This is a genomic window from Pseudomonas sp. yb_9 (genome assembly GCF_043103635.1).
GTDB classification, from domain to species: domain Bacteria; phylum Pseudomonadota; class Gammaproteobacteria; order Pseudomonadales; family Pseudomonadaceae; genus Aquipseudomonas; species Aquipseudomonas monteilii.
In genome coordinates, this window is the sequence record NZ_JBICKA010000056.1 from 19,478 (window position 1) to 43,733 (window position 24,256).

General features: G+C 60.5%; 22 protein-coding genes and 2 tRNA genes. 5 read left to right on the plus strand and 19 right to left on the minus strand.

Features of this window, described 5'->3' with window-relative positions; translation table 11 throughout:
* Positions 1 to 110 precede the first annotated feature (110 nt).
* From acs to ACF8MI_RS16050, 3 genes are all read left to right on the plus strand, one after another.
* The gene (gene acs, locus ACF8MI_RS16040) at positions 111 to 2,045 is read left to right on the plus strand and encodes an acetate--CoA ligase (RefSeq protein WP_060498437.1); all 1,935 of its coding nucleotides are present in this window, start codon (positions 111 to 113) and stop codon (positions 2,043 to 2,045) included.
* 42 nt (positions 2,046 to 2,087) lie between these two features.
* On the plus strand, positions 2,088 to 2,957 hold the full coding sequence (locus ACF8MI_RS16045; RefSeq protein WP_060498438.1) for an oxygenase MpaB family protein: 870 nt from the start codon (positions 2,088 to 2,090) through the stop codon (positions 2,955 to 2,957).
* A gap of 78 nt (positions 2,958 to 3,035) precedes the next feature.
* Positions 3,036 to 5,972, plus strand: coding sequence for a DUF748 domain-containing protein (locus tag ACF8MI_RS16050; RefSeq protein WP_200928807.1), 2,937 nt, complete (start codon positions 3,036 to 3,038; stop codon positions 5,970 to 5,972).
* Positions 5,973 to 6,093: 121 nt separating this feature from the next.
* Here ACF8MI_RS16050 and ACF8MI_RS16055 read toward each other — a convergent pair whose 3' ends face one another.
* A complete protein-coding gene (locus ACF8MI_RS16055) occupies positions 6,094 to 6,507 on the minus strand; it encodes a VOC family protein (RefSeq protein WP_016391800.1) in 414 nt (137 codons plus the stop codon).
* A 60-nt stretch (positions 6,508 to 6,567) separates the two neighbouring features.
* Between ACF8MI_RS16055 and ACF8MI_RS16060 the strand changes: the two genes are divergently transcribed.
* Positions 6,568 to 6,870, plus strand: a complete 303-nt coding sequence (locus tag ACF8MI_RS16060) for a putative quinol monooxygenase (protein ID WP_060498440.1) — start codon at positions 6,568 to 6,570, stop codon at positions 6,868 to 6,870.
* Between the two features lie 76 nt (positions 6,871 to 6,946).
* Here ACF8MI_RS16060 and ACF8MI_RS16065 read toward each other — a convergent pair whose 3' ends face one another.
* The 16 genes from ACF8MI_RS16065 to rlmE form a co-directional block, all read right to left on the minus strand.
* Complete coding sequence (locus tag ACF8MI_RS16065; protein WP_016712080.1) at positions 6,947 to 7,297, minus strand: BON domain-containing protein; 351 nt, start codon at positions 7,295 to 7,297, stop codon at positions 6,947 to 6,949.
* A gap of 262 nt (positions 7,298 to 7,559) precedes the next feature.
* Complete coding sequence (pnp, locus tag ACF8MI_RS16070) at positions 7,560 to 9,665, minus strand: polyribonucleotide nucleotidyltransferase (protein ID WP_014859357.1); 2,106 nt, start codon at positions 9,663 to 9,665, stop codon at positions 7,560 to 7,562.
* 250 nt (positions 9,666 to 9,915) lie between these two features.
* Positions 9,916 to 10,185 carry a 30S ribosomal protein S15 gene (rpsO, locus tag ACF8MI_RS16075; protein ID WP_003249971.1) on the minus strand — a complete coding sequence of 90 codons (270 nt, stop codon included), beginning with the start codon at positions 10,183 to 10,185 and terminating at the stop codon, positions 9,916 to 9,918.
* A 147-nt stretch (positions 10,186 to 10,332) separates the two neighbouring features.
* A complete protein-coding gene (gene truB, locus ACF8MI_RS16080; RefSeq protein ID WP_060498441.1) occupies positions 10,333 to 11,250 on the minus strand; it encodes a tRNA pseudouridine(55) synthase TruB in 918 nt (305 codons plus the stop codon).
* 3 nt (positions 11,251 to 11,253) lie between these two features.
* The gene (gene rbfA / locus ACF8MI_RS16085) at positions 11,254 to 11,652 is read right to left on the minus strand and encodes a 30S ribosome-binding factor RbfA (protein WP_028632620.1); all 399 of its coding nucleotides are present in this window, start codon (positions 11,650 to 11,652) and stop codon (positions 11,254 to 11,256) included.
* A 118-nt stretch (positions 11,653 to 11,770) separates the two neighbouring features.
* Positions 11,771 to 14,311, minus strand: a complete 2,541-nt coding sequence (gene infB / locus ACF8MI_RS16090) for a translation initiation factor IF-2 (RefSeq protein ID WP_060498442.1) — start codon at positions 14,309 to 14,311, stop codon at positions 11,771 to 11,773.
* A 27-nt stretch (positions 14,312 to 14,338) separates the two neighbouring features.
* Positions 14,339 to 15,820: a transcription termination factor NusA gene (gene nusA, locus ACF8MI_RS16095; protein WP_009685349.1), complete on the minus strand. Its 1,482-nt coding sequence runs from the start codon at positions 15,818 to 15,820 to the stop codon at positions 14,339 to 14,341.
* Between the two features lie 59 nt (positions 15,821 to 15,879).
* Positions 15,880 to 16,338 carry a ribosome maturation factor RimP gene (gene rimP, locus ACF8MI_RS16100; protein WP_009685348.1) on the minus strand — a complete coding sequence of 153 codons (459 nt, stop codon included), beginning with the start codon at positions 16,336 to 16,338 and terminating at the stop codon, positions 15,880 to 15,882.
* A gap of 130 nt (positions 16,339 to 16,468) precedes the next feature.
* Positions 16,469 to 16,545, minus strand: a tRNA-Met gene (locus tag ACF8MI_RS16105).
* Positions 16,546 to 16,645: 100 nt separating this feature from the next.
* Positions 16,646 to 16,731 (minus strand) — tRNA-Leu (locus ACF8MI_RS16110).
* Positions 16,732 to 16,752: 21 nt separating this feature from the next.
* Entirely contained in the window at positions 16,753 to 17,151 is a 399-nt protein-coding gene (gene secG, locus ACF8MI_RS16115; protein WP_060498443.1) for a preprotein translocase subunit SecG, read from the minus strand.
* A 4-nt stretch (positions 17,152 to 17,155) separates the two neighbouring features.
* Positions 17,156 to 17,911, minus strand: a complete 756-nt coding sequence (gene tpiA / locus ACF8MI_RS16120; protein WP_060498444.1) for a triose-phosphate isomerase — start codon at positions 17,909 to 17,911, stop codon at positions 17,156 to 17,158.
* Between the two features lie 65 nt (positions 17,912 to 17,976).
* A complete protein-coding gene (gene glmM / locus ACF8MI_RS16125) occupies positions 17,977 to 19,317 on the minus strand; it encodes a phosphoglucosamine mutase (protein ID WP_060498445.1) in 1,341 nt (446 codons plus the stop codon).
* A 16-nt stretch (positions 19,318 to 19,333) separates the two neighbouring features.
* On the minus strand, positions 19,334 to 20,185 hold the full coding sequence (gene folP / locus ACF8MI_RS16130; protein WP_060498446.1) for a dihydropteroate synthase: 852 nt from the start codon (positions 20,183 to 20,185) through the stop codon (positions 19,334 to 19,336).
* An 8-nt stretch (positions 20,186 to 20,193) separates the two neighbouring features.
* The gene (gene ftsH, locus ACF8MI_RS16135) at positions 20,194 to 22,098 is read right to left on the minus strand and encodes an ATP-dependent zinc metalloprotease FtsH (RefSeq protein WP_200928808.1); all 1,905 of its coding nucleotides are present in this window, start codon (positions 22,096 to 22,098) and stop codon (positions 20,194 to 20,196) included.
* A gap of 203 nt (positions 22,099 to 22,301) precedes the next feature.
* Positions 22,302 to 22,928: a 23S rRNA (uridine(2552)-2'-O)-methyltransferase RlmE gene (gene rlmE, locus ACF8MI_RS16140; RefSeq protein WP_012274251.1), complete on the minus strand. Its 627-nt coding sequence runs from the start codon at positions 22,926 to 22,928 to the stop codon at positions 22,302 to 22,304.
* 102 nt (positions 22,929 to 23,030) lie between these two features.
* On the opposite strand from rlmE, the gene yhbY reads away from it, so the two are divergent.
* Positions 23,031 to 23,339 (plus strand): ribosome assembly RNA-binding protein YhbY, encoded by a 309-nt coding sequence (yhbY, locus tag ACF8MI_RS16145; protein ID WP_003249945.1) that lies wholly within the window; start codon positions 23,031 to 23,033, stop codon positions 23,337 to 23,339.
* A gap of 12 nt (positions 23,340 to 23,351) precedes the next feature.
* On the opposite strand, the gene ACF8MI_RS16150 is transcribed toward yhbY, so the two are convergent.
* Both ACF8MI_RS16150 and greA read right to left on the minus strand, forming a co-directional pair.
* On the minus strand, positions 23,352 to 23,801 hold the full coding sequence (locus tag ACF8MI_RS16150; protein WP_012053750.1) for a hypothetical protein: 450 nt from the start codon (positions 23,799 to 23,801) through the stop codon (positions 23,352 to 23,354).
* The gene (gene greA, locus ACF8MI_RS16155; protein ID WP_024717413.1) at positions 23,779 to 24,255 is read right to left on the minus strand and encodes a transcription elongation factor GreA; all 477 of its coding nucleotides are present in this window, start codon (positions 24,253 to 24,255) and stop codon (positions 23,779 to 23,781) included. The genes ACF8MI_RS16150 and greA overlap by 23 nt, the downstream gene beginning before the upstream one ends.
* Position 24,256: the final 1 nt, after the last annotated feature.

A 24,256-nucleotide genomic window follows, 5' to 3' on the forward strand; every position in this document is an offset into this window, starting at 1 on the left:
AGGTAAACCCGCGAAGAGGCCGGCACAGGTTGAACACCTCTCCCAGCTACACTCTCCTATCGAATAGCCGTTGCAGTCCATCGCCCCTTACAAGAGCAGGACCACCCGCCATGTTCGATATCCGCAATTACCCCGAGGCCCTGGCCGTCAGCCAGTCTGCCGCCCTCACCCCCGACGAATACCGCCGCCTCTACCGCCAGTCGGTAGACGACCCTGACACCTTCTGGGCCGAACAGGCCAAGCGCCTGGACTGGATCAAACCTTGGTCCAGCGTGCAGCAATGCGACCTGAAAATCGGCAAGGCCCGTTGGTTCGACGGTGCCCAACTCAATGTCAGCTACAACTGCATTGATCGCCACCTGGCCCTGCGTGGCGAGCAAACTGCCCTATTGTGGGAAGGTGACGACCCAAACGACTCAAAAGCCATCACCTACCGCGAGCTGCACCGCCAGGTCTGCCGCCTGGCCAACGCCCTGAAGGCACGCGGGTTAAAGAAAGGCGACCGGGTATGCATCTACATGCCGATGATCCCGGAGGCCGCCTTCGCCATGCTTGCCTGCACCCGCATAGGTGCCATCCACTCGGTGGTGTTCGGCGGCTTCTCCCCCGATGCCCTGCGTGACCGTATTCTCGATGCCGACTGCCGCACCGTGATCACCGCCGATGAAGGCGTGCGCGGCGGCAAACGCATCCCGCTGAAACAGAATGTCGACAAGGCCCTTGCCAGTTGCCCTGCCGTCAGCAGCGTATTCGTGGTGCGCCGCACCGGTGGCGATGTTACCTGGGTCGAAGGCCGTGACCTCTGGTACCACGAGGCAACAGAAAATGCCGGCAACGACTGCGCCCCCGAACCGATGGAGGCCGAAGACCCGCTGTTCATCCTCTACACCTCTGGCAGCACCGGTAAACCCAAGGGCGTGCTGCACACCACCGCCGGTTACCTACTGCAGGCGACGATGACCTTCAAGGTGGTGTTCGACTACCGTGACGGCGAGGTGTTCTGGTGCACCGCCGACGTCGGCTGGGTCACCGGCCACAGCTACATCGTCTACGGCCCACTGGCCAATGGCGCGATTTCGCTGATGTTCGAAGGCGTGCCCAACTACCCGGACACCTCACGCTTCTGGCAGGTGGTGGACAAGCATCAGGTGAACATCTTCTACACCGCCCCGACCGCCCTGCGCGCACTGATGCGCGAGGGCTCCGCGCCACTGCAAAGCACTTCGCGCAAAAGCTTGCGGCTGCTGGGCAGCGTCGGCGAACCGATCAACCCCGAAGCCTGGGAATGGTATTTCGAGGAAGTCGGGCAAAAGCGCTGCCCCATCGTCGACACCTGGTGGCAGACCGAAACCGGCGGCATCATGCTTACCCCGCTTCCCGGCTCCCAGTCACTCAAGCCCGGCTGCGCGACCCAGCCCATGTTCGGCGTGCAACCGGTACTGCTGGACGAACAGGGCAAGCTGATCGAAGGCCCCGGCGCCGGCCTGCTGGTGATCAAGGCCAGTTGGCCAGGGCAGATTCGCAGCGTGTATGGCGACCACCCGCGCATGGTGGATACCTACTTCAAGCCCATGCCCGGCTATTACTTCACTGGCGACGGTGCCCGCCGCGATGCCGACGGCGACTACTGGATTACCGGCCGCATCGACGATGTGATCAATGTCTCGGGCCACCGCATCGGCACCGCCGAAGTGGAAAGCGCACTGGTGCTGCATGACAGCGTCGCCGAAGCGGCAGTGGTCGGATACCCCCACGACCTCAAAGGCCAAGGCGTCTACGCCTTCGTCACGCCGATGAATGGCGTGACGCCAGACGACACGCTGAAGGCCGAACTGCTGGCCCTCGTCAGCAAGGAAATTGGCAGTTTTGCCAAGCCCGAGCTGATCCAGTGGGCCCCGGCGCTACCCAAGACCCGCTCAGGCAAGATCATGCGGCGTATACTGCGCAAAATCGCCTGCAACGAGCTGGACAACCTGGGTGACACCTCTACCCTGGCCGACCCCAGCGTAGTCCAAGGCCTGATCGACAAACGCCTCAACCAGTAACCGGCGGCCGCTGCCCATGGCCGCCCTGCACCGCAGGTCGCCATGGAAGCCCTTCGTCGCCGTATCGAAACCCAGGTCATGAGCCTCACCGGGCTGGCCCTCGGCCAGCTCGACCTGGAATCGCCCAAGGGCGACCCCGGCCTGTTCGGCCCCCACAGCATCAGTTGGCAAGTGCATGGCGACTTCCCGAGCATGCTTGTCGGCGGCATCAGTGCACTCATGCTGCAGTTACTGCACCCGCTGGCCCTGGCCGGTGTGTGGGACCACTCCAATTTCCGTGAAGACCTGATCGGCCGCTTGCGCCGTACCAGTCAGTTTATTTCCGGTACCACCTTCGGTTCCACGCGCGATGCCGAATGGCTGATCGACAAAGTGCGCACCATCCACCTGCAGGTCACCGGCACTGCGCCGGATGGGCGCCCTTATGCGGCCAGCGACCCCGACCTGCTGACCTGGGTTCATGTGGCAGAAGTCAGCAGCTTTCTCGCTGCCCACTTGCGCTACCGCAACCCGCAGCTGTCGCGCGCCGAGCAAGATGCCTACTACGCCGAAATTGCCCTGATTGCCGAGCGCCTTGGCGCCCGGGATGTGCCACGTTCGTGCCAGCAGATCGAAGACTACCTGCTGCGCATGCGTGCGCAGTTGCGCTGCGACAGCCGCAGCCACGAGGTAGTCGGGATTCTGCTCGACGCCCCTGCCCCCAGCCGCCTGGCACAGCCGGTGGGCAAACTGATGCTGCACGCCGGTATCGACCTGTTGCCGGATTGGGCCCAGACCCTGCTCGGTCTGCAGCACGGGCCCTTGCAGCAGCGCATGATACGCCTGGGCCTGCGACGCACCGCACCGGTATTGCGCTGGGCCATGCGAGACGGTTCGGCGCACCGGGCCAAACGGCGCATGGGCATCGAATAAGGTCAAATGGTCGCCCCTGCGGAACTGATTTAACGTGCCATACTCCAAGCACTCCTGCTTAGACAGACGAAGCGACACATGTACAAAGGATTGACTCGCGCCGCTGGCGCACTCTTGGCCCTTGTGGCCCTCTACAGCCTGCTCGGCTTCCTCATTCTTCCCGGTGTGGCACTGCGCATCGCCAACCAGCAGTTGGCCCAGTACGCGACGGTGCCGGCCCACCTCGAACGGGTCGAACTCAACCCCTTCAGCCTGGAGCTGACATTGTGGGGCCTGCAGATCGGCGAGCCCGGCAAGGAACAGGTCGGGTTCGAGCGTCTGTACGCCAACCTCTCGCTCGACAGCCTGTGGACCAAAGCGCTGCACCTGGAAGCCGTAGAGCTCGACAAACCGCGTAACGAGGTGCTGTTTGCCAAGGACGGTAGCCTTAACCTGACCGGCCTGTTCAAGCTGCCCGCCAGCGAAGCCAAACCTGACGAGCCACCCAGCGAGCCGTTCCCGCTGCGCATCGGTAGCATCAAGCTCATCGACGGCTACCTGCATTTCGAGGACTTGCGCCCCAGCGAGCCGATTGAGTTCCTCTACGACAACATGAACCTGGAGCTGAAAAACCTCAGCACCTTGCCTGACGACAGTGCCGACATGACCCTGGTGGCCAACGGCCCCAATGGCGGGCGCATTGATTGGAACGGGACCCTGAGCCTGTCACCGATCGCCTCTGAAGGCACGCTGAAGATCACGGAAGGCAAAATGAAGGCCTTCTGGCCGTACGTACGTGATGCTGTGCCACTGGTGCTGGAAGACGGCGTGGTCAGCCTCGACACGCACTACAAGCTCAACCTCGCCAAACAGACCGAGCTGTTGCTGGAAAACGCCTCCGTGCGCATTGCGCCGTTCGCCATCAAGGCCCCGGATGGCCGCCCCTTGGCACGCCTGGCCAGCCTGGAGGTGAGCGAAACCTCCGTTGACCTGGTCAAGCAACAGGTCACCGTAGGCAAAATCCGCAGCGAGAAACTCGAAACCTGGGCTGAGCTGGAAAAAGACGGCCAGCTCGATTGGCAAAAGCTGTTTGCCAGCCAGCCTGCCAAAGCCACGCCGAAGGAAAAGGCAGAGCCGGCTGCCGCCGAGCCGACACCTGAGCAGCAAGCCGCCAAAGAGCCGAGCAAGCCTTGGCAAGTGCTGCTCAAGGACGTGCAATTGCGCAACTACCTGGTGCACCTGGCAGACCGCAGCCAGAAAGAGCCGGTAGCCTTGGACATCGGCCCGCTCAACGCCGACCTGCAAGGCTTCGACAGCCTCAACCAGTCGCCCTTCACGCTCAAGCTCGATACGGGCGTAGGCAAGCAAGGCAAGCTGCAGGCTGCCGGCCAGGTCAACCTGGCGCCGATATGGGCCAAGCTGGACGTAAGCACCCGCGATATCGACCTGCGCGTAGCACAGGCCTATATCAGCCCGTTCATCCTGCTGGAACTGCGCAGTGGCATGCTCTCCAGCGACCTCAAGGTCGACCTGAAGAACACCGCACCGCTGGCCTTCAATATCACGGGCAAAGCCCAGGTAAACCAGCTGCACACCCTCGACACCATCAAGAGCCGCGACTTCGTCAAATGGCAGCAGGTGAACGTCGATGGCTTGTCTTATGTACACGGCGATGCGTTGTCGATCGACAAGGTAACCCTGCTGCAACCCTATGCACGCTTCATCATCAACGAAGACCGCACCACCAACGTCAATGACCTGTTGATCCCGCAACCGGCTGGCACCCCGGCGAAAAGCCAAGCCAAGCCGGCCGCAACCAGCAGCGACAAGCCGCTGGGTATCCACATCGGCCAGATCGACATCAACGACGGCTCGGCCAACTTCGCCGACCTCTCCCTCACCCCCAACTTCGCCACGGCCATTCAGCAGCTCAATGGCCAGATCGGCACCATCGACAACCGCAAGCCGGTGCCGGCCAAGGTCGACGTGAAGGGCAAGGTCGACCGCTACGCACCGGTCACCATCAAGGGCGCGCTCAACCCGTTCAACCCGCTGGCCAGCCTGGATATCGCCACCAGCTTCAAGCGCGTCGAACTGACCACCCTCACGCCCTACTCCGGCAAGTTCGCGGGCTTTCGCATTCGCAAAGGCAGGCTCAACCTCGACCTGCACTACCTGATTATCAACGGCCAGCTCAAGGCCGAGAACAAGGTGGTGGTGGAGCAACTGCAGCTGGGCGAAAAAGTCGACAGCCCGGACGCAGTCGACCTGCCGATCCGCCTTGCAGTAGCGCTGCTGAAAGATACCGAGGGCAAGATTTCGATCGAGCTGCCAGTGTCTGGCGACCTCAACAACCCGCAATTCAGTGTGATGCCGATCGTCTGGCAAACCCTGCGCAACCTGGTACTGCGCGCGGCACAGGCGCCGTTCAAGTTCATCGGCGGGCTGATTACCGGCGGTGGCTCGGAAGACCTGGGCAACGTGGCGTTCGCCCCTGGGTCCAGCGAGCTCAGTGGCGATGCCCAGTCGTCCCTGGACAAGCTGGCATCCGCGCTGAAAGAACGCCCGGAGCTGCGCCTGGAAATCGAAGGCACCAGCGCCCAGGCCAGCGATGGCCCGCTGATCGCCCAGCAGCGCCTGGAGCGTGAGTACCAGGCCACCTGGTACAAGATCCTGCAGCGCCGGGGCGACAAGGTGCCGGCCAATGCCTCGATGCTGGTGGTGGACGACAGCGACAAACCGGCAATGCTCGAAGGCATTTACCGCACTCGCCTGAAGCAGCAGCCACCTGCCGAATGGGAGCAACTGGGCCGCGACGAACGTACCGCCAAGCTGCGCGAGGCAGTGATCAAGTCGTGGGCCGAGAGCACCGCCTTGCTGCGCACGCTGGGCCAGGAGCGGGCCAGCAGTATCAAGGATTACCTGGTGGACAAGGGCAAGCTGGAAGATGACCGGGTGTATTTCATCGATACCAGCCTGGGGCAGCCTGAGAGCGATGGGCGGGTGGTGACGCCGATGCACCTGGATGCTGAATAATCTTTTTTAGCAGGTCTGGCCTCTTCGCGGGCAAGCCCGCTCCCCCAGGAATCGAGCGCAGTTCAAGGCCTGTGCAGTACCTGTGGGAGCGGGCTTGCCCGCGAATGGGCCGGAACAGGCATCAGACCAACCGTTGCCCAGACACTGCCGGGTGATACAGCGGCTGCACCTTGTTCCCCGCCGGGTCCAGCAGGTGGAAGCTACGCGCTCCGTCACCGTGGTTGAACGGCCGGTCCAGCAGCGTGACACCGTGGGCCTTGAAGTACTGGTACCACGCCTCCAGCTCCTCCACGCTGTCCACAATGAACCCGTAATGATCGAGCGTCTGCAACCCATTGGACGCCCCTGCCCCACGTCCCAGCGAAAGGTTGTCGTTGCCACAGGTGAGGTACACCAGGTCTTCGTTGGCACGGTTCAATACCTCCATACCCAGCACATCGACATAAAAGCGTTCGCACTCTTCCAGGTTGGGTACCAGCAAGGCGATATGGCGCAAGCCATTCAGGCGGCCGGGGCGTGCAGGCAATTCGGACATTGGCGAGACTCCATTTTTGTATACAATTCAATAATGAATTTAAAACAAAAGGAGCGACTTGTGTATAGCCTGTTTATCAAGACCCGTGTGAAGCCCGGTTGCGCCGAGGATTTCCTGACAGCGATCAAGGTCAATGCCGCAGCTTCTGTCACCAACGAGCCAGGCTGCCTGGTATTCGATGTGTCGCAGGACCGACTCGATCCGCAGGTAATCTACCTGTACGAAATCTACCGCGATGATGCCGCGTATGAAGCGCATACCCAGACCGCACACTTTCGTGATAGCCGCCCACTGGTAGAGCCGCTGATCGTCGAGCAGGAATGCTTCGAAAGCGATGTAATCGCCCTCAACCCGGGCTACTGAGTGCAAAAGCAAAGCCCCGGCACAGGCCAGGGCTTCGGTAGAGGTGGCCAAATCCGTTTGGCCGACGGGACATCCCTTATTCGGACTTCAGGCCATCAGCCGAAACGGCCTGAACGCCTTTGATCTTCTTAGCGATGGCGACTGCCATCTCTTTCTGTGCATCGGTAATGGCCACGTCGGACGACAGCGACACGACACCTTTATTAGTCTCGACTTTGATGTCACTGCCTGGCACACCTTTCTCGGTCATCAGGTCGGCTTTGACCTTGGTGGTGATCCAGGTATCAGAGGTAGCTTCCTTGGCTTTGGTCACCTCACCGGCCGCCAGCGTCATGGGGGCCTGGGTGGACTGTTGGGCGAATGCCGCGTTAGCCATGGTCAGGGTCAGAGCGGTAGCAGTAGCGGCAGCAATGGCGAACTTCTTCATGTGGGTCACTCCTGTTTGTCGAAAGGTCTGCGCCGTATGTCCTGGCGGCAGGTATGAAGGTAGTTGCATGTGCTGTGCCAGCTCTATCGCCTAAAATTAATCTTTTTAAATCAATAAGTTAGCAAAAATACATCACTTTCAGTGTCGTGCATTTTGCAATCTGCACGGTAAACCTGCATGCAAGATGCAAGTCCGCAAAAGGTTCCCGCAGCCCATGAAAAAAGGGCCCCGAAGGACCCTTTTCCTGTTGCGTTGCAATCGCTTAGACGCCCGAGGCCTTGGCCGCGGCAACGTCCTTGATCGACAGCTTGATACGGCCGCGGTTATCCACGTCCAGTACCAGTACTTCCACTTCCTGGCCTTCTTTCAGGATGTCGGTGACTTTCTCGACGCGAGCATCGCTCAGCATCGAGATGTGCACCAGGCCGTCCTTGCCAGGCAGGATGTTGACGAAGGCGCCGAAGTCGACGATACGCTCAACCTTGCCGACGTAGATCTTGCCGATTTCGGCCTCGGCGGTGATGCCCAGGATGCGCTGCTTGGCAGCATCTGCAGCTTCCTTGGTTTCGCCGAAGATCTTGATCGAGCCATCGTCTTCGATATCGATCGAAGCCTTGGTCTCTTCACAGATGGCGCGAATGGTGGCGCCGCCTTTACCGATGACGTCACGGATCTTGTCGGTGTCGATCTTCATCGCGATCATGGTTGGGGCGTTGGCCGACAGCTCGGTACGCGACTGACCAATGATCTGGTTCATCTGGCCGAGGATGTTCAGACGCGCTTCCAGGGCCTGGCCCAGGGCGATTTCCATGATCTCTTCGGTGATGCCGTTGATCTTGATGTCCATCTGCAGCGCAGTAACGCCTTTGGCGGTACCGGCTACCTTGAAGTCCATGTCGCCCAGGTGGTCTTCGTCACCGAGGATGTCGGTCAGGACCGCGAACTTGTCGCCTTCCTTGACCAGGCCCATGGCGATACCGGCAACTGGCGCCTTCATCGGCACACCAGCGTCCATCAGGGCCAGGGACGCACCGCAGACCGAAGCCATGGAGCTGGAACCGTTGGATTCGGTGATTTCCGAAACCACGCGGATGGTGTACGGGAACACGTCGGCGGCCGGCAGCATGGCCTGGACCGAACGACGGGCCAGACGGCCGTGGCCGATTTCGCGACGACCAGCACCGCCCATACGACCACACTCACCTACCGAGAACGGTGGGAAGTTGTAGTGCAGCATGAAGGGGTCTTTCTTCTCGCCTTCGAGGGTGTCCAGCAGCTGGGCGTCACGGGCAGTACCCAGGGTCGCAACGACCAGAGCCTGGGTTTCGCCACGGGTGAACAGTGCCGAACCGTGAGTTTTCGGCAGCACGCCGACTTCGATGTTCAGTGGGCGAACAGTCTTGGTGTCGCGGCCGTCGATACGTGGCTTGCCGTTTACGATGTTCTCGCGAACGGTGCGGTACTCGATTTCGCCGAAGATATCTTTGACTTCGGAGGCCGAAGGCTGGCCTTCTTCACCCGAGAACTTGGCAACGGCCTGGTCACGCAGCTCGCCCAGGCGCGCGTAGCGGTCAGCCTTGACGGTGATGGTGTAGCCCTGCGAAACCGCTTCGCCGAACTCGGCGCGGATGGCGTTGAACAGCTCGGTGTTGGCAACGGCTGGTTTCCAGTCCCAGGTCGGCTTGCCCGCTTCGGCAGCCAGTTCCTTGACAGCCTGGATAACGGCCTGGAATTCGTCGTGGGCGAACAGTACGGCACCCAGCATCTGGTCTTCGGTCAGCTCTTGAGCTTCCGATTCAACCATCAGTACGGCGTCGGAAGTACCGGCTACGACCATGTCCAGGCTCGAAGCAGCCAGTTGCTCGTAAGTCGGGTTCAGCAGGTAGCCGGTGCTTTCGTGGAAGGCAACGCGAGCGGCGCCGATCGGGCCTTCGAACGGAATGCCGGAGATGGCCAGGGCAGCCGAGGTACCGATCATCGCGGCGATGTCCGGGTCGGTCTTCTTGCTGGTGGAAACCACGGTGCAGACGACCTGCACTTCGTTCATGAAGCCTTCCGGGAACAGCGGACGGATCGGACGGTCGATCAGGCGCGAGGTCAGCGTCTCTTTCTCGGAAGGACGGCCTTCACGCTTGAAGAAGCCACCCGGGATCTTGCCGGCGGCGTAGGTCTTTTCCTGGTAGTGAACCGACAGCGGGAAGAAGCCCTTGCCTGGATCAGCCTGTTTGGCGCCTACCACAGTCACCAGCACGGTGACGTCGTTGTCGACGGTAACCAGCACAGCGCCGGTTGCCTGACGGGCAATACGGCCCGTTTCGAGAGTAACGGTCGATTGACCGAACTGGAAAGTCTTGATTACCGGGTTCACGGTTTCCTACCTTTTTCAGTGGCTCTTGGGGGAACTGGTTTCTTGCGAATTCTTGGGCAGAACGGGGAATCGGCCCCGTTGACCGTCCAGATACAACACGAGGCTGGGAGCCTGGCACCAAGCGGAAAAACCGCTCAGCATTGCCAGGCTGCCAACCTCGGAGATACGCGTGGCGTGTCCAACGGCAGCGCTGCAAAACAGCCCTGCCGAAGCCTGCGACACGCCATGCACACCACTGACCAGGCCGCTATTAGCGACGCAGGCCCAGGCGACCGATCAGGGCGCTGTAACGAGTGGTGTCTTTGCCCTTCAGGTAGTCCAGCAGCTTACGACGCTGGTTGACCATACGGATCAGACCACGACGGGAGTGGTGGTCTTTATCGTTGGCCTTGAAGTGGCCTTGCAGCTTGTTGATGTTGGCGGTCAGCAGAGCAACCTGCACTTCCGGGCTACCGGTATCGCCGGCGGCTTGCTGGTATTCGGCAACGATCTGAGCTTTTTCTTCAACGCTGAGGGCCATTTGGCTTCTCCTGATAACGGATCCCGCAAGCGGGGTCCAATAGGCCAGGGACAAATCCCTGTATTAATAAAAAAGGTGTGACCGTGCCTACTGACAGCCACCCTTGATGCCGTGGGGTTCGGCTACTGCCTGGCCCCCCGGTTTCGGTCATTCCGACCGAATCAGCCGACGCGGCGCAATGCGCCCGTCTTCGCTCACTTCACCGATACCGATGAAGCGCGCATTGTGATCCTGTACCCGGACCATGCCAAATTGTGGCGCGTCCGGTGCGCGTACCGCCTGCCCATGCAGCCAGTAGAACGCACTGTGTTCGGACAGGCACACCAAAGGCCAGTCCTGCAGGCCACTGTCCGATGGCATCAGGAAGCGATCGAGCGCTTCGTTGCCACCTTCGGCGTGGGCATGTTCGAGTGCCTCGAGGGTGACCGTCTGTGCCAGCGCGAAAGGCCCGGCCTGGGTCCTGCGCAGCTCAGCAACATAGGCGCCACAGCCAAGGGCCTCGCCAATATCCTCCACCAGGGTGCGGATATAGGTGCCTTTGCTGCATCCTACGCTCAACCGTGCACGGGTGCCTTCGCACTCGAGCAACTCCAAGCGGTTAATAGTAACAGAACGCGCCTCGCGCTCCACTACCTCTCCTGCACGAGCCAGCTTATACAGTGGCTGGCCGTCACGCTTGAGCGCCGAGTACATCGGCGGTATCTGGCTGATCTGGCCACGAAAACGCGGCAACAGCGCCTCGATGTCGGCGCGACCAACGGTCACGTCGCGGGTCTGCAGCACCTCACCTTCGGCATCGCCGGTGTTGGTAGTCTGCCCCATCTGCATGACGGTTTCGTAGCCCTTGTCGGAATCGAGCAGGTACTGCGAAAACTTGGTCGCTTCACCGAAGCACAGCGGCAGCACGCCGGTTGCCAACGGGTCGAGGCTACCGGTGTGGCCGGCCTTTTCCGCATTGAGCAGCCAGCGCACCTTTTGCAGGGCGGCATTAGAGGTGAAACCCAGCGGCTTGTCGAGCAGGATGATGCCGCTGACATTGCGGCGGATACGTTTGACCTGGGCCACCGCTTACTCCTTGGTGTCCGGCTCGTCGGCGTCCTTGTGCAGGCGGTCTTCGGCCACTGCACGTTCGATCAGCGCCGACAGGTGCACACCGCGACTGACGCTTTCATCGAAGTGGAAGTGCAGTTGCGGCACGCTGCGCAGCTGCATCGAGCGGCCCAGGTGCAAACGCAGGAAGCTGGCAGCGCTGTTCAACGCCTTCAGCGACTGCTGCACGGCATCTGGCGTTTCCTCACCCATGACGGTGATGAACACCTTGGCATGGCCCAGGTCACGGCTGACGTCCACGGCGGTGATGGTCACCAGGCCAACACGCGGATCTTTGACTTCGCGACGGATCAGCTCGGCCAGCTCACGCTGCATCTGATCGCCAATACGTTGGGTACGGCTATATTCTTTGGCCATTCTTGTTACCTGTAACTTAAAGCGGCAAACGCCCGGTCAGACCAATGCCTGACCGGGCGCTACCTGTAGAGGTGCTGAAAACCGCCGCGTAGAGAAGCGGTTTGCAGCCAGCTCACCCTTAGAGGGTACGAGCAACCTGGACTTTCTCGAAGACTTCGATCTTGTCGCCGACCTTGACGTCGTTGTAGCTCTTGACGCCAATACCGCACTCCATGCCGTTACGCACTTCGGAGGCATCGTCCTTGAAGCGACGCAGCGATTCCAGCTCGCCTTCGAAGATCACAACGTCTTCGCGCAGTACGCGGATCGGACGGTTGCGGTACACGGTACCCTCGATGACCATACAGCCAGCGATGGCGCCGAACTTCGGCGAACGGAACACGTCACGTACTTCGGCAACGCCCAGGATGTTCTCGCGAACATCGCTGCCCAGCATACCGGTCAGGGCCTTCTTGACGTCTTCGATGATGTCGTAGATCACGTTGTAGTAACGCATATCCAGACCTTCCTGCTCGACGATCTTGCGGGCGCCGGCATCGGCACGCACGTTGAAGCCGAACAGTACTGCATTCGAAGCCAGCGCCAGGTTGGCGTCGCTTTCGGTGATACCACCGACGCCGCCACCAATCACGCGCACCTGAACTTCGTCGTTGCCCAGGCTGCCGAGCGAGCCCTGCAGTGCTTCCAGGGAACCACGCACGTCAGTCTTGAGGACGATGTTGAGGGTCTTCTTCTCTTCCTGACCCATGGTCTCGAAGATGTTTTCCAGCTTGCCGGCGTGAGCACGGGCCAGCTTGACCTCGCGGTACTTGCCTTGACGGAACAGGGCAACTTCGCGGGCTTTCTTCTCGTCGGCAACCACGGACAGCTCGTCACCGGCTTCCGGAGTACCGTCCAGGCCGAGGATTTCGACCGGGATCGACGGGCCGGCTTCCTTCACAGGCTTGCCGTTCTCGTCGAGCATGGCGCGCACGCGGCCATAGTTGGAACCGCACAGGACCATGTCGCCCTGACGCAGGGTACCGTCCTGAACCAGGATGGTCGCCACCGGGCCACGGCCCTTGTCCAGGCGCGATTCAACGACCACGCCACGACCTGGAGCGGTCGGGGTAGCGGTCAGTTCGAGAATCTCGGCCTGCAGCAGCACGGCTTCGAGCAGCTCGTCGACACCGGTACCCATCTTGGCCGAAACCTTGACGAACGGCGTGTCACCACCCCAGTCCTCGGAGGTAACGCCTTCGACGGCCAGCTCGTTGCGGATGCGATCGAGGTCGGCACCCGGCTTGTCGATCTTGTTCACTGCAACCACCAGCGGAACGCCAGCTGCCTTGGCATGCTGAACCGCTTCGCGGGTTTGCGGCATCACGCCGTCGTCCGCCGCCACCACCAGGATGACGATGTCGGTGGCCTTGGCACCACGGGCACGCATGGCGGTAAACGCGGCGTGGCCAGGGGTGTCGAGGAAGGTGACCATGCCACGGTCGGTTTCCACGTGGTACGCACCGATGTGCTGGGTAATACCACCGGCTTCGCCAGCAGCCACCTTGGCACGACGGATGTAGTCCAGCAGCGAGGTCTTACCGTGGTCAACGTGACCCATGACGGTAACGACCGGTGCACGCGACTCGGTCTGGCCTTCGAACTTGAGCGATTCGGCCAGGGAGTCTTCCAGTGCGGTATCGCTGACCAGGGTGACCTTGTGGCCCAGCTCTTCTGCGATCAGCTGAGCGGTTTCCTGGTCGAGCACCTGGTTGATGGTAACCGGGGTGCCCAGCTTGAACATGAACTTGACGACTTCAGCGCCCTTGACGGACATCTGGTTGGCCAGTTCAGAGACCGTGATGGTCTCGCCGATGGTCACATCACGAATGATAGGGCCAGTCGGGTTCTGGAAGCCGTGCTGGTTGCGCTTCTTCAGCTTGCTCTTGCCACCGCGGCCACGGCGTACGCCATCGCTTTCTTCATCGGTGGTGCGCGGTGCGGCACGAGGAGTCGGAGCCTTTTCCTTCTCCTTGACCTTGACCTTGATCGACACGCGCGGGGCTTCGCCACGACGCTCGCCGCCACGACGGTCTTCGTCACGGGTACGGCCTTCGTTGCGACGGGCTTCGTCTTTCTTGCGCTCGGCAGCACGGGCTGCGGCGTCTTCGGACGCCGGGGCGTCGGCGACTACCGGGGCCGGAGCAGCGGCAGGCGCCGGCTCAGGCTTGGCGGCTGGCGCAGGGGCGGATGCAGCAGCTTCGGCGGCCTGACGGCGAGCCTGCTCTTCGTTGCGCTGGCGAACTTCGGCCTCGACCTTGTCGCGAGCGGCATTTTCAGCCGCGCGGCGCTCATCCAGCTCACGCTTCTGCTCAGCCTGGATTTCTTCCGGGCTGCGCTGCACGAATACTTTCTTCTTGCGTACTTCTACGCTGATGCTCTTGCTACCGGCGACACGCAGCGTGCTGGTGGTTTTGCGCTGCAAGGTAATCTTGCGCGGCTCTTCCGCCTTGCTTTTGTGGCTGCTCTTCAAATGAGTCAGCAGGGTCTGCTTCTCATTGTCGGTCACTACCTGACCGGCGTCGGTGTGCGGCAGACCTGCCTCACGCATCTGCTGCAGCAGGCGCTCTACCGGTGCCTCGACCTCTTGGGCCAGTTCTTTCACCGTGACTTGCGTCATGCACTTCTCTCCTCAGGCCGCGCCTAATTACTCGAACCAATGGGCTCGGGCGGCCATGATCAACTTGCCGGCACGCTCTTCGTCGATGCCGTCGATGTCGAGCAGATCGTCGATCGACTGCTCGGCCAGGTCTTCGCGGTTAACCACGCCGCGCACCGCCAGTTCAGCCGCCAGGTCCTTGTCCATACCCTCAAGGGAGAGCAGGTCTTCGGCCGGGTGGGCGTCTGCCAGTTTTTCTTCGGTAGCGATGGCCTTGGTCAACAAACGGTCCTTGGCTCGAGCGCGGAGCTCATTGACGATATCTTCGTCAAAGCCATCGATGTTGAGCATTTCTTCCAACGGTACGTAGGCAATTTCTTCGAGGCTGGTGAAGCCTTCGTCGACCAGCACTTGGGCCAGCTCCTCGTCGACTTCCAGCTCATCGATGAAATTGCGCAGGATGTCACCGGTTTCGGCCTGTTGCTTGGCCTGGATGTCCTTCTCGGTCATCACGTTCAGGGTCCAGCCGGTCAGCTGACTGGCCAAACGAACGTTCTGACCGCCACGGCCAATGGCCTGGGCCAGGTTGTCCTCGGCGACGGCGATGTCCATGGCATGGGCATCTTCATCAACGATGATCGCCGCGACTTCAGCCGGCGACATGGCGTTGATGACGAACTGCGCCGGGTTATCGTCCCATAGGACGATATCCACACGCTCACCACCCAGCTCCCCGGATACGGCCTGGACGCGCGAACCACGCATGCCGATACAGGCGCCTTGCGGGTCGATGCGCTTGTCCTTGGAGCGGACGGCGATCTTGGCTCGCGAACCCGGATCACGGGAAGCAGCCATGACTTCGATCAGGCCCTCGGCAATTTCCGGCACTTCAATGCGGAAAAGCTCGATCAGCATCTGCGGCGCGGTGCGCGACAGGATCAGCTGAGGGCCACGGTTTTCGGTGCGAATTTCCTTGAGCAGCGCACGCAGGCGCACGCCAACACGGAAGGTTTCGCGCGGAATGATGTCTTCGCGGGCCAGCAGGGCCTCGGCGTTGTTGCCCAGGTCAACGATAACGTTGTCGCGGGTAACCTTTTTGACGGTGCCGGAGATGATCTCGCCAACGCGCTCACGGTAGGCATCGACCACCTGCGCACGCTCGGCCTCACGGACCTTCTGCACGATGACCTGCTTGGCGGTCTGGGCGGCGATACGACCGAACTCGATAGACTCGATCTTCTCTTCGATCACGTCACCGACCTTGGCTTCAGGGTGGGTGTCCTTGATCTTGTCCAGCCAGGTCTCGATTGCCGGATCATCAAGATCGGCTTCGTCGACCACGGTCCAGCGACGGAAAGTCTCGTAGCTACCGGTGTGGCGGTTGATTTCCACACGCAGGTCGACTTCGTCTTCAAAACGTTTTTTGGTTGCAGTGGCCAGGGCCACTTCCAGCGCTTCGAAAATGACGCCGGGCGGTACACCTTTTTCGTTGGATACCGATTCAACAACCAGCAGTACTTCTTTGCTCATCGTACGCCTCGCCTTGCGCAAGCCATTGGACCCGGACAGTTCACCGGGCCCGGCACGTCTCAGTCAAAACTGGGAATAATATTGGCCTTGTCGATCGAGTCGATCGGCAACAGGAACTCCTGGTTGTCCACCTGGACCACCACGTCCTGCTCCTCCACACCGCGGAGAAGGCCCTGGAAGTTACGACGACCCTCGAAGGGTGAGCGCAGCTTGATCTTCACTTGTTCGCCGGCATGCGAGGCAAACTGTTCCAGAGTGAACAGTGGGCGATCCATGCCTGGAGAAGACACCTCGAGGGTGTACTCACTGCTGATTGGATCTTCCACATCGAGGATTGCGCTGGCCTGACGGCTGACCGCTTCGCAGTCGTCCACCAGGATGCCACCTTCCTTGTCGATGTAGATGCGCAGTACCGAATGCTTACCCTGGGAAACGAACTCGATCCCCCAGCACTGATAGCCCAGACCCTCGACAACCGGGGCCAACAAGGCCTGCAACTGTTCTAGCTTGCTCGACACCTGAACCCCCTCGTGCATGCTGTGCAAATAAAAAATGGGCGAAGCGCCCATCCCTGAAAGCGCCGTTGGACAACGACGCCGAAAACTGTTCGGTTAGCAAAAAGCCCCTGAAAAGGGGCTCCGCTGAAGCTGGTTGCGGGGGCTGGATTTGAACCAACGACCTTCGGGTTATGAGCCCGACGAGCTACCAAGCTGCTCCACCCCGCGACAAAGCTGGGGCGAAAGTATAAGACCGAACCCTGTTGAGGGTCAAATCAGAACCTTCACCTGCAAGAAAGCCCGCTAAAGCGGGCTCTCAAGCTTTAATTGGTACCGAGAAGGGGACTCGAACCCCTACACCCTATGGGCACAACCACCTCAAGGTTGCGTGTCTACCAATTCCACCACCTCGGCAATACTACTACTTGAAACCCGTTACTTCTGCTCTTGTGCCGGAGGAGGTACATCACCCGAGTTGCTGGTGTTTTCGCTCTTCTGCTGCTGGAGCACCGGTACATCATCATTAACTGCCGGTTTCTGCGGCTCTTTCACTTCAAGCACTGCTGGATCTGGAAGACCTGCTTGGCTAAGCTGGTGAGCTTGTTGCTTCGCGAAGTATCCTAACCCAAGTGCTGTCAAAAAGAAAGTGGCAGCGAGTATAGCAGTTAATTTACTTAGGAACGTTGCAGATCCCTGGCTTCCGAACACGGTGTTTGAGGCACCCGCGCCGAAAGATGCACCTGCTTCAGCACCTTTACCCTGTTGCAACAGAACCAGCACTACTAGCGACAGCGCTGCCAACAGATGAAAAACAACGATGACTGTTTCCAGCATTTGTTCAGTTTCCTGCGGCGCGACAAATTGCACCGAATTCGTCTGCGTTCAGGGAAGCCCCACCAATGAGACCCCCATCGATATCCGGCATGCCGAACAGTTCGGCCGCATTGGCCGCCTTCACGCTGCCGCCGTAGAGCAACTGCACCTTCGCAGCCACTTCAGCATCTTCTGCCGCCAGCTGGCCGCGGATGGCGGCGTGCACATCCTGGGCCTGCTGTGGCGTGGCCGTCAGGCCAGTACCGATGGCCCATACAGGCTCATAGGCAATTACTGCATTGGCAAAAGCCTTAACACCGAATGCTTCGATGATACTGCTTAGTTGACGCCCGACAACTTCAAGCGTCTTGCCAGCCTCGCGCTCTTCAAGGGTTTCCCCGATGCAAAGCACTGGCTTCAAACCTTTGGCCTGCGCTGCTGCAAACTTTCGATTGAGCACTTCGTCGGTTTCACCAATGATCTGGCGACGCTCCGAATGACCAATCAACACCAACTTGCAACCCGCTTCAACCAGCTGCTCGGGAGCAACTTCCCCGGTCAGCGCACCCTGTTCGGGCTGTACAGCAGAATTCTGTGCGCCAACAGTAATTTCTTTACCTGCCAGGCCATCGATCACTTGATTGATGAACAAGGCCGGTGGAAATACCGCGACTTCCACTCCGCTCGGCAAGGCGAGATTATTCAAGCCTTCGGTCAGCTCAGCGACGCTAGCGCGGGTACCGTGCATCTTCCAGTTACCAGCTACCATAGGGCGACGCATGCTTTACCTCGTCGGTCAAAGTGGGCGCAGATCTTACCCAACCAGATCTGCGCTGGCAAGCGCCTTCAGACACAAACTTCGCTGACCAGTTTGGCCAGCGCTTCAGCGTGCATACGCACCTGGTTTTCGTCCTCGCCCTCGACCATGACCCGAACCAGTGGCTCGGTACCGGATTTGCGCAACAGCACACGGCCACGGCCAGCCAACGCCTCGGTCACCTTGGCACTGGCTTCCTTGACGTCCGGGTGCTCCAGCGGGTCGACCTTGCTGGCGCCGAAGCGCACGTTGATCAGCACCTGCGGGCACTTGCGCAGTGCCTGGCGGGCCTGGGCAAGGGTTTCGCCACGGCGCTTGAGCGCCATCAGCACCTGCAGCGCGGCGATGATCGCATCACCGGTAGTGGTGTGGTTGCAGCACACGACGTGACCGGAGTTTTCACCACCGACCAGCCACTCACGCTCAAGCAGCTCGGCCATGACGTAACGGTCACCGACCTTGGCCCGCACGAACGGGATATCCAGGTCCTTCAGCGCCAACTCCAGGCCCAGGTTGCTCATCAGCGTACCCACTACCCCGCCCTGCAGCTTGCCGCGGTCGTTCAGATCCCGGGCGATGATGAACAGCAACTCGTCACCATCGACGATGGCGCCGGTGTGGTCGACCATCAACACGCGATCGCCGTCACCGTCGAAGGCGATACCGAGATCGGCATGCCCCACCAGCACGGCGGCCTGCAGCGATTCGATGTGCGTCGAGCCGCACCCTTCGTTGATGTTCAGGCCATCCGGCTGCGCATGCAGCACGGTCACGTCGGCGCCCAATTCACGGAACACGCTCGGCGCAACCTTGTAGGTGGCACCGTGGGCGCAATCGACCACCAGCTTGAGGCCTTCAAAGCCAGTACCCGTGGGTACGCTGCTCTTGCAGAACTCGATATAACGGCCAGCAGCGTCGTTGATGCGCGAAACCTTGCCCAGCTTGCCCGAGTCGACCACGGACATCGGCTGGTCAAGCAGCTCTTCGATCATCAGCTCGACTTCGTCCGGCAGCTTGGTGCCCTGGCCCGAGAAGAACTTGATGCCGTTGTCTTCATGCGGATTGTGCGAGGCACTGATGACAATGCCAGCCTGGGCATGGAACGTGCGCGTCAGATAGGCGATGGCCGGCGTAGGCATTGGCCCCAGCAGCATGACGTCGGCACCCGCCGCGGCCAGGCCGGCTTCGAGTGCAGACTCGAACATGTAGCCGGAGATACGCGTGTCCTTGCCCACCAGCACCCGGCAATGGCCTTGCTTGCGGAAGGCCATGCCGGCCGCCCAACCCAGCTTCAGCATGAAGTCAGGCGTGATCGGGTATTCGCCGACACGGCCACGAATGCCGTCGGTACCAAAGTATTTTCTGCTCATAGGGACTCCAATGTTCTTATTCGGCGTTTTGTACCGCAGCAATCATGCGCACCACATCGACAGTTTCAGCCACGTCATGGACACGAAGGATGCTCGCCCCCTTGGTCATGGCCAACGCCGCCAGCGCAAGGCTGCCGTACAACCGCTCGCCGACCGGACGTTCCAGCGTCAGGCCGATCATGCTCTTTCGTGAAACGCCCACAAGCAGTGGGCGCCCAAGGCAATAGAGCGCTTCCATGTGCTTGAACAGGCTCAGGTTGTGCGCCAGTGTCTTGGCGAAACCAAAGCCCGGGTCAAGGATGATTCTGTTTGCGTCGATGCCCGCCGCCGCACAGGCGGCCATCCGCTGCTCAAGATAACGCGTAACGTCAGCGGTCACATCATCGTAATGCGGGTCGTCCTGCATGTTACCCGGCTCACCACGCATGTGCATGAGGCACACCGGCAGGCCGGTATCTGCCGCAGCGTCCAGAGCGCCATCGCGCTCCAGTGCCCGCACGTCATTGATGAGCCCGGCACCGAGACGGGCCGACTCACGGATGACGGCAGGCGTGGAGGTATCGACCGAGATGACCACATCGAGGCGGCTGTTGATTGCCTCGACCATCGGCGCGACACGCTCCAGCTCCTCAATGACCGATACTGCCCGGGCACCAGGGCGTGTGGACTCGCCACCGATGTCGATCAGCGTGGCGCCGGCGGCGACCATTGCCTCGGCATGGCGCAGAGCCTCGTCGCGCTGACTGAAGCGCCCGCCATCGGAAAAGGAGTCGGGGGTGATATTGAGAATACCCATGACATGGGTACGCGACAAATCAAGAACCCGGTTGCCGCAAGGCAACCGGGTCGGGTACTGCGCTGAGCTCATAGATGCCCTTAGTGTTGAGCTGCTGGGCCGCCGATTGGCGATTCCGGACGGTCATTCTGGGCGGCAGGCGTGCCCGAATCCTTGTCATCGTCCCAGTCACGCGGTTCACGCGGCGTACGCCCAGCCATGATGTCGTCGATCTGATCGGAATCGATGGTCTCATACTTCATCAGTGCTTCGGTCATCGCTTCGAGCTTGTCGCGGTTGTCGATCAGCAACTGCTTGGCTGTGGCGTAGCAGTGATCAATGATGCTGCGCACCTCGGAGTCGATCAGCTTGGCAGTCTCGCCAGAAACACTGGCGTGCTGGCTGCCGGCGCTACGACCGAGGAACACCTCACCGTCTTCTTCAGCGTACATCAGCGGCCCGAGCTTCTCGGACAGTCCCCATTTGGTAACCATGTTCCGAGCGATCTGGCTGGCACGCATGATGTCGTTGGACGCACCGGTAGTGACGCCATCGAAGCCCAGGGTCATTTCTTCGGCGATACGGCCACCGTACAGCGAGCAGATCTGGCTGATCAGCGCACGCTTGGACAGGCTGTAGCGGTCTTCTTCCGGCAGGAACATGGTCACACCCAGGGCGCGACCGCGCGGAATGATGGAAACCTTGTAGACCGGGTCGTGCTCAGGCACCAGGCGACCAACAATGGCGTGGCCAGCCTCGTGGTAGGCCGTGTTGCGCTTTTCTTTCTCGGACATGACCATGGTCTTGCGCTCGGCGCCCATCATGATCTTGTCCTTGGCCAGCTCGAACTCTTTCATTTCGACCAGGCGCTTGTTGGAGCGTGCGGCAAACAGCGAGGCTTCGTTGACCAGGTTGGCCAGGTCAGCACCGGAGAAGCCAGGAGTACCACGAGCAATGACCGCCGGGTTGACGTTTTCGCCGACCGGCACTTTGCGCATGTGCACCTTGAGGATCTGTTCGCGACCGCGGATGTCTGGCAGGCCTACCACCACCTGGCGGTCGAAACGACCAGGACGAAGCAGCGCCGGGTCGAGTACGTCCGGTCGGTTGGTAGCAGCGATGACGATGATGCCATCGTTCATCTCGAAGCCGTCCATCTCTACCAGCAACTGGTTGAGGGTTTGCTCACGCTCGTCGTGACCGCCGCCCATGCCGGCGCCACGGTGGCGACCCACAGCGTCGATCTCGTCGATGAAGATGATGCACGGGGCATGCTTCTTGGCCTGCTCGAACATGTCGCGCACACGGCTGGCACCGACACCTACGAACATTTCCACGAAGTCCGAACCGGAAATGGTGAAGAACGGTACTTTCGCTTCGCCGGCAATTGCCTTAGCCAGCAGGGTCTTACCGGTACCTGGCGGACCTACCATCAACACACCGCGCGGAATGCGGCCGCCCAGACGCTGGAATTTGCCCGGATCACGCAGGAACTCGACCAGCTCGCCAACTTCTTCCTTGGCCTCGTCGCAGCCGGCAACATCGGCCAGCGTGGTCTTGACTTGGTCTTCGGATAGCAGGCGCGCCTTGCTCTTGCCAAAGCTCATCGGCCCGCCCTTGCCGCCCGCACCGCCTTGCATCTGGCGCATGAAGAACATGAACACGGCAATGATGACCAGGATCGGGAAGCTGGCCACCAGCAGTTGCGTCCAGATGCTCTGCTGCTCTGGCTGCTTGCCTTCGATGATGACGTGGTTATCGACCAGGTCACCGATCAGGCCATTGTCGGTAATGGCCGGGCGCACGGTCTTGAAGTTGTCGCCGTCGGCGCGCTTGCCGGTAATGATGTAGCCGTCGACGGTCACACGCTCGACCTTGCCATCCTTGACCTGCTGAATGAAGTCGGAGTAGTTGAGGGTCTGCGGCTCGTTAGGGCTGGAGAAGTTGTTCATCACTGTCACCAGGACAGCTGCGATGATCAACCACAGGATCAGATTCTTTGCCATGTCGTTCAATTCGCTACCCTCTGAGGCCGGCGCACGACGCAGCCGTGCCTCGCATGATATTCATCGCCCTAACTTACTACATTACCCACGCAGCCGCAGGCACCGTCTGTAACCCTTTGTGAAAGCTAGACTACACGAAGTTCGGACAATCCTGACGCAGTGGCCGATTGGAATTAACTATCGGCCACCCCGCTTCACACCTTTCACGCCCCTTTGAAGCCCCTACCCAACAGGTACTGCTCACGGGAACGATCCCGCGACGACGACGGCTTGCGCATCTGCACCTTGTCGAACTTGCTGCGCACGTCCTTCAGGTACACGTCAAAACCTTCGCCCTGGAAAATCTTGATCAGGAAGTCGCCGCCGGGCTTGAGCACGCGGGTCGCCAGATCGAGGGCCAGCTCGCAGAGGAACATGGCGCGCGGTATGTCCACCGCAGGCGTACCACTCATATTGGGGGCCATGTCGGAAATCACAAGGTCTACGTGCGAATCACCGACCGCTTCGAGAATGCGCTGCAGGACTTCGTCGTGGGTGAAATCGCCCTGGATGAAGGTCACGTCGGCGATCGAGTCCATTTCCAGGATGTCGGACGCGATCAGCCGGCCCTGGCCACCAATCAGACGACTGGTCACCTGCGACCAGCCCCCCGGGGCCGCACCGAGATCGATTACGCTCATGCCTGGACGGATCAGGCGGTCTTTTTCCTGGATCTCAAGCAGTTTGTAGCTCGCACGCGAGCGGTAGCCATCCTTCTGCGCCTGTTTCACAAAAGGATCGTTGAAATGCTCTCGCAGCCAGTTTGCGCTGCTTTTGGAACGTTGTACCACGGGGCACCTCGATGATATGCGTCGTGATTGACTGGGCGGAGCCGGTGGCCCTCGGGTAAAATGCCCGTCAATTTTACAGAATCAGACGGAAAGGGTCAGATTATGCCGCTCAATAACGAGCAGAAGAAGCAATACAAGTCCATTGGTCATGACCTGAAGCCGGTCCTGATCGTTGCTGGCAACGGTTTGAATGAAGGCGTCATCGCCGAACTGGAACGCGCGCTGGTCGACCATGAACTGATCAAGGTCGAGATTCGCTCGGAAGACCGCGAAGAACGCGCCGAAACCATTGCCGAGCTGTGCAAGGCTGGCCGTGCCGAGCTGGTGCAGACCATTGGCAAGAAAGCCCTGATCTACCGCAAGAATCCACAGCCGAACAAGCAGCTGTCCAACATCCACCGCTACAAGTAACGGTGGCTCCGGTCAGTGGCGCGGCGAACGCGCCCTGACCGGCACCGGCTGGGCCACCAGCACGATGCCGGAAAAGCCCAGTACCAGGAAGCAGAACATCTGCCAGCGCTCGCCCACGGAAATACCGTAGCGCAAGGTGTAGTACCCCACGCAGGCGCCGAAGCCGAGCAATAGCATCTGGCCACGGAACTGCCGCCACCAGGCCGCCAGGCCGTCCACCCTTGCCAGCACTGCCAGCTGGGTCAACAAGCCAAGCAACGCCACACCGATCAACCAGCGGTCGATCTGCCCGGCGATATCCTGCACCAGCAGCGGCGCCAGGCCACTGACCTTGAGCGCAGGCACCAGCCCTACATGAAAAACCCACAGGCCACCGACCCAGAAAACCTGGGCCAGCTGCCAGAGGATCCCCTCGAGGGATGGCGCCCGCAGGCGCCGGTCAGATGTGCTTGACTTCGACAATCTCGTACTCGACCGTGCCGCTAGGCGTCTTGACGACGACAGTATCACCTTCTTCCTTGCCGATGATGGCACGGGCAATCGGCGCACCGCTCGAGAGCTTGCCCTGTTTCACGTCGGCTTCATCCTCGCCGACGATCTGGTAGGTCACCTCTTCATCGGTTTCGGTGTTGGCCAGTACCACGGTGGTACCGAAAATCACCTTGCCGGTGTGAGGGATAGTGGTCACATCAATCACCACCGAGTTCTGCAGGCGGCCTTCGATATCGCGGATACGCGCCTCGACCATGCCCTGCTCTTCGCGGGCTGCATGGTATTCGGCGTTTTCCTTGAGGTCGCCCAGTTCGCGCGCTTCGCCGATTGCCTGGCTCAGGCGCGGGCGCTCGGTCTTGCTCAGGAACAGGTGCTCCTCTTCCAGGGCGCGAGCGCCCTGGACGGTCATCGGGTACTTGGTAATG

Excerpts from the sequence above, each read along its gene's own strand:
- acs (WP_060498437.1), top strand. The coding sequence starts at position 111 with ATGTTCGATATCCGCAATTACCCCGAGGCCCTGGCCGTCAGCCAGTCT.
- ACF8MI_RS16045 (WP_060498438.1), top strand. The coding sequence starts at position 2,088 with ATGGAAGCCCTTCGTCGCCGTATCGAAACCCAGGTCATGAGCCTCACC.
- ACF8MI_RS16050 (WP_200928807.1), top strand. The coding sequence starts at position 3,036 with ATGTACAAAGGATTGACTCGCGCCGCTGGCGCACTCTTGGCCCTTGTG.
- ACF8MI_RS16055 (WP_016391800.1), bottom strand. The coding sequence starts at position 6,507 with ATGTCCGAATTGCCTGCACGCCCCGGCCGCCTGAATGGCTTGCGCCAT.
- ACF8MI_RS16065 (WP_016712080.1), bottom strand. The coding sequence starts at position 7,297 with ATGAAGAAGTTCGCCATTGCTGCCGCTACTGCTACCGCTCTGACCCTG.
- rpsO (WP_003249971.1), bottom strand. The coding sequence starts at position 10,185 with ATGGCCCTCAGCGTTGAAGAAAAAGCTCAGATCGTTGCCGAATACCAG.
- rbfA (WP_028632620.1), bottom strand. The coding sequence starts at position 11,652 with ATGGCCAAAGAATATAGCCGTACCCAACGTATTGGCGATCAGATGCAG.
- infB (WP_060498442.1), bottom strand. The coding sequence starts at position 14,311 with ATGACGCAAGTCACGGTGAAAGAACTGGCCCAAGAGGTCGAGGCACCG.
- nusA (WP_009685349.1), bottom strand. The coding sequence starts at position 15,820 with ATGAGCAAAGAAGTACTGCTGGTTGTTGAATCGGTATCCAACGAAAAA.
- secG (WP_060498443.1), bottom strand. The coding sequence starts at position 17,151 with ATGCTGGAAACAGTCATCGTTGTTTTTCATCTGTTGGCAGCGCTGTCG.
- tpiA (WP_060498444.1), bottom strand. The coding sequence starts at position 17,911 with ATGCGTCGCCCTATGGTAGCTGGTAACTGGAAGATGCACGGTACCCGC.
- glmM (WP_060498445.1), bottom strand. The coding sequence starts at position 19,317 with ATGAGCAGAAAATACTTTGGTACCGACGGCATTCGTGGCCGTGTCGGC.
- folP (WP_060498446.1), bottom strand. The coding sequence starts at position 20,185 with ATGAGCTCAGCGCAGTACCCGACCCGGTTGCCTTGCGGCAACCGGGTT.
- ftsH (WP_200928808.1), bottom strand. The coding sequence starts at position 22,098 with ATGGCAAAGAATCTGATCCTGTGGTTGATCATCGCAGCTGTCCTGGTG.
- yhbY (WP_003249945.1), top strand. The coding sequence starts at position 23,031 with ATGCCGCTCAATAACGAGCAGAAGAAGCAATACAAGTCCATTGGTCAT.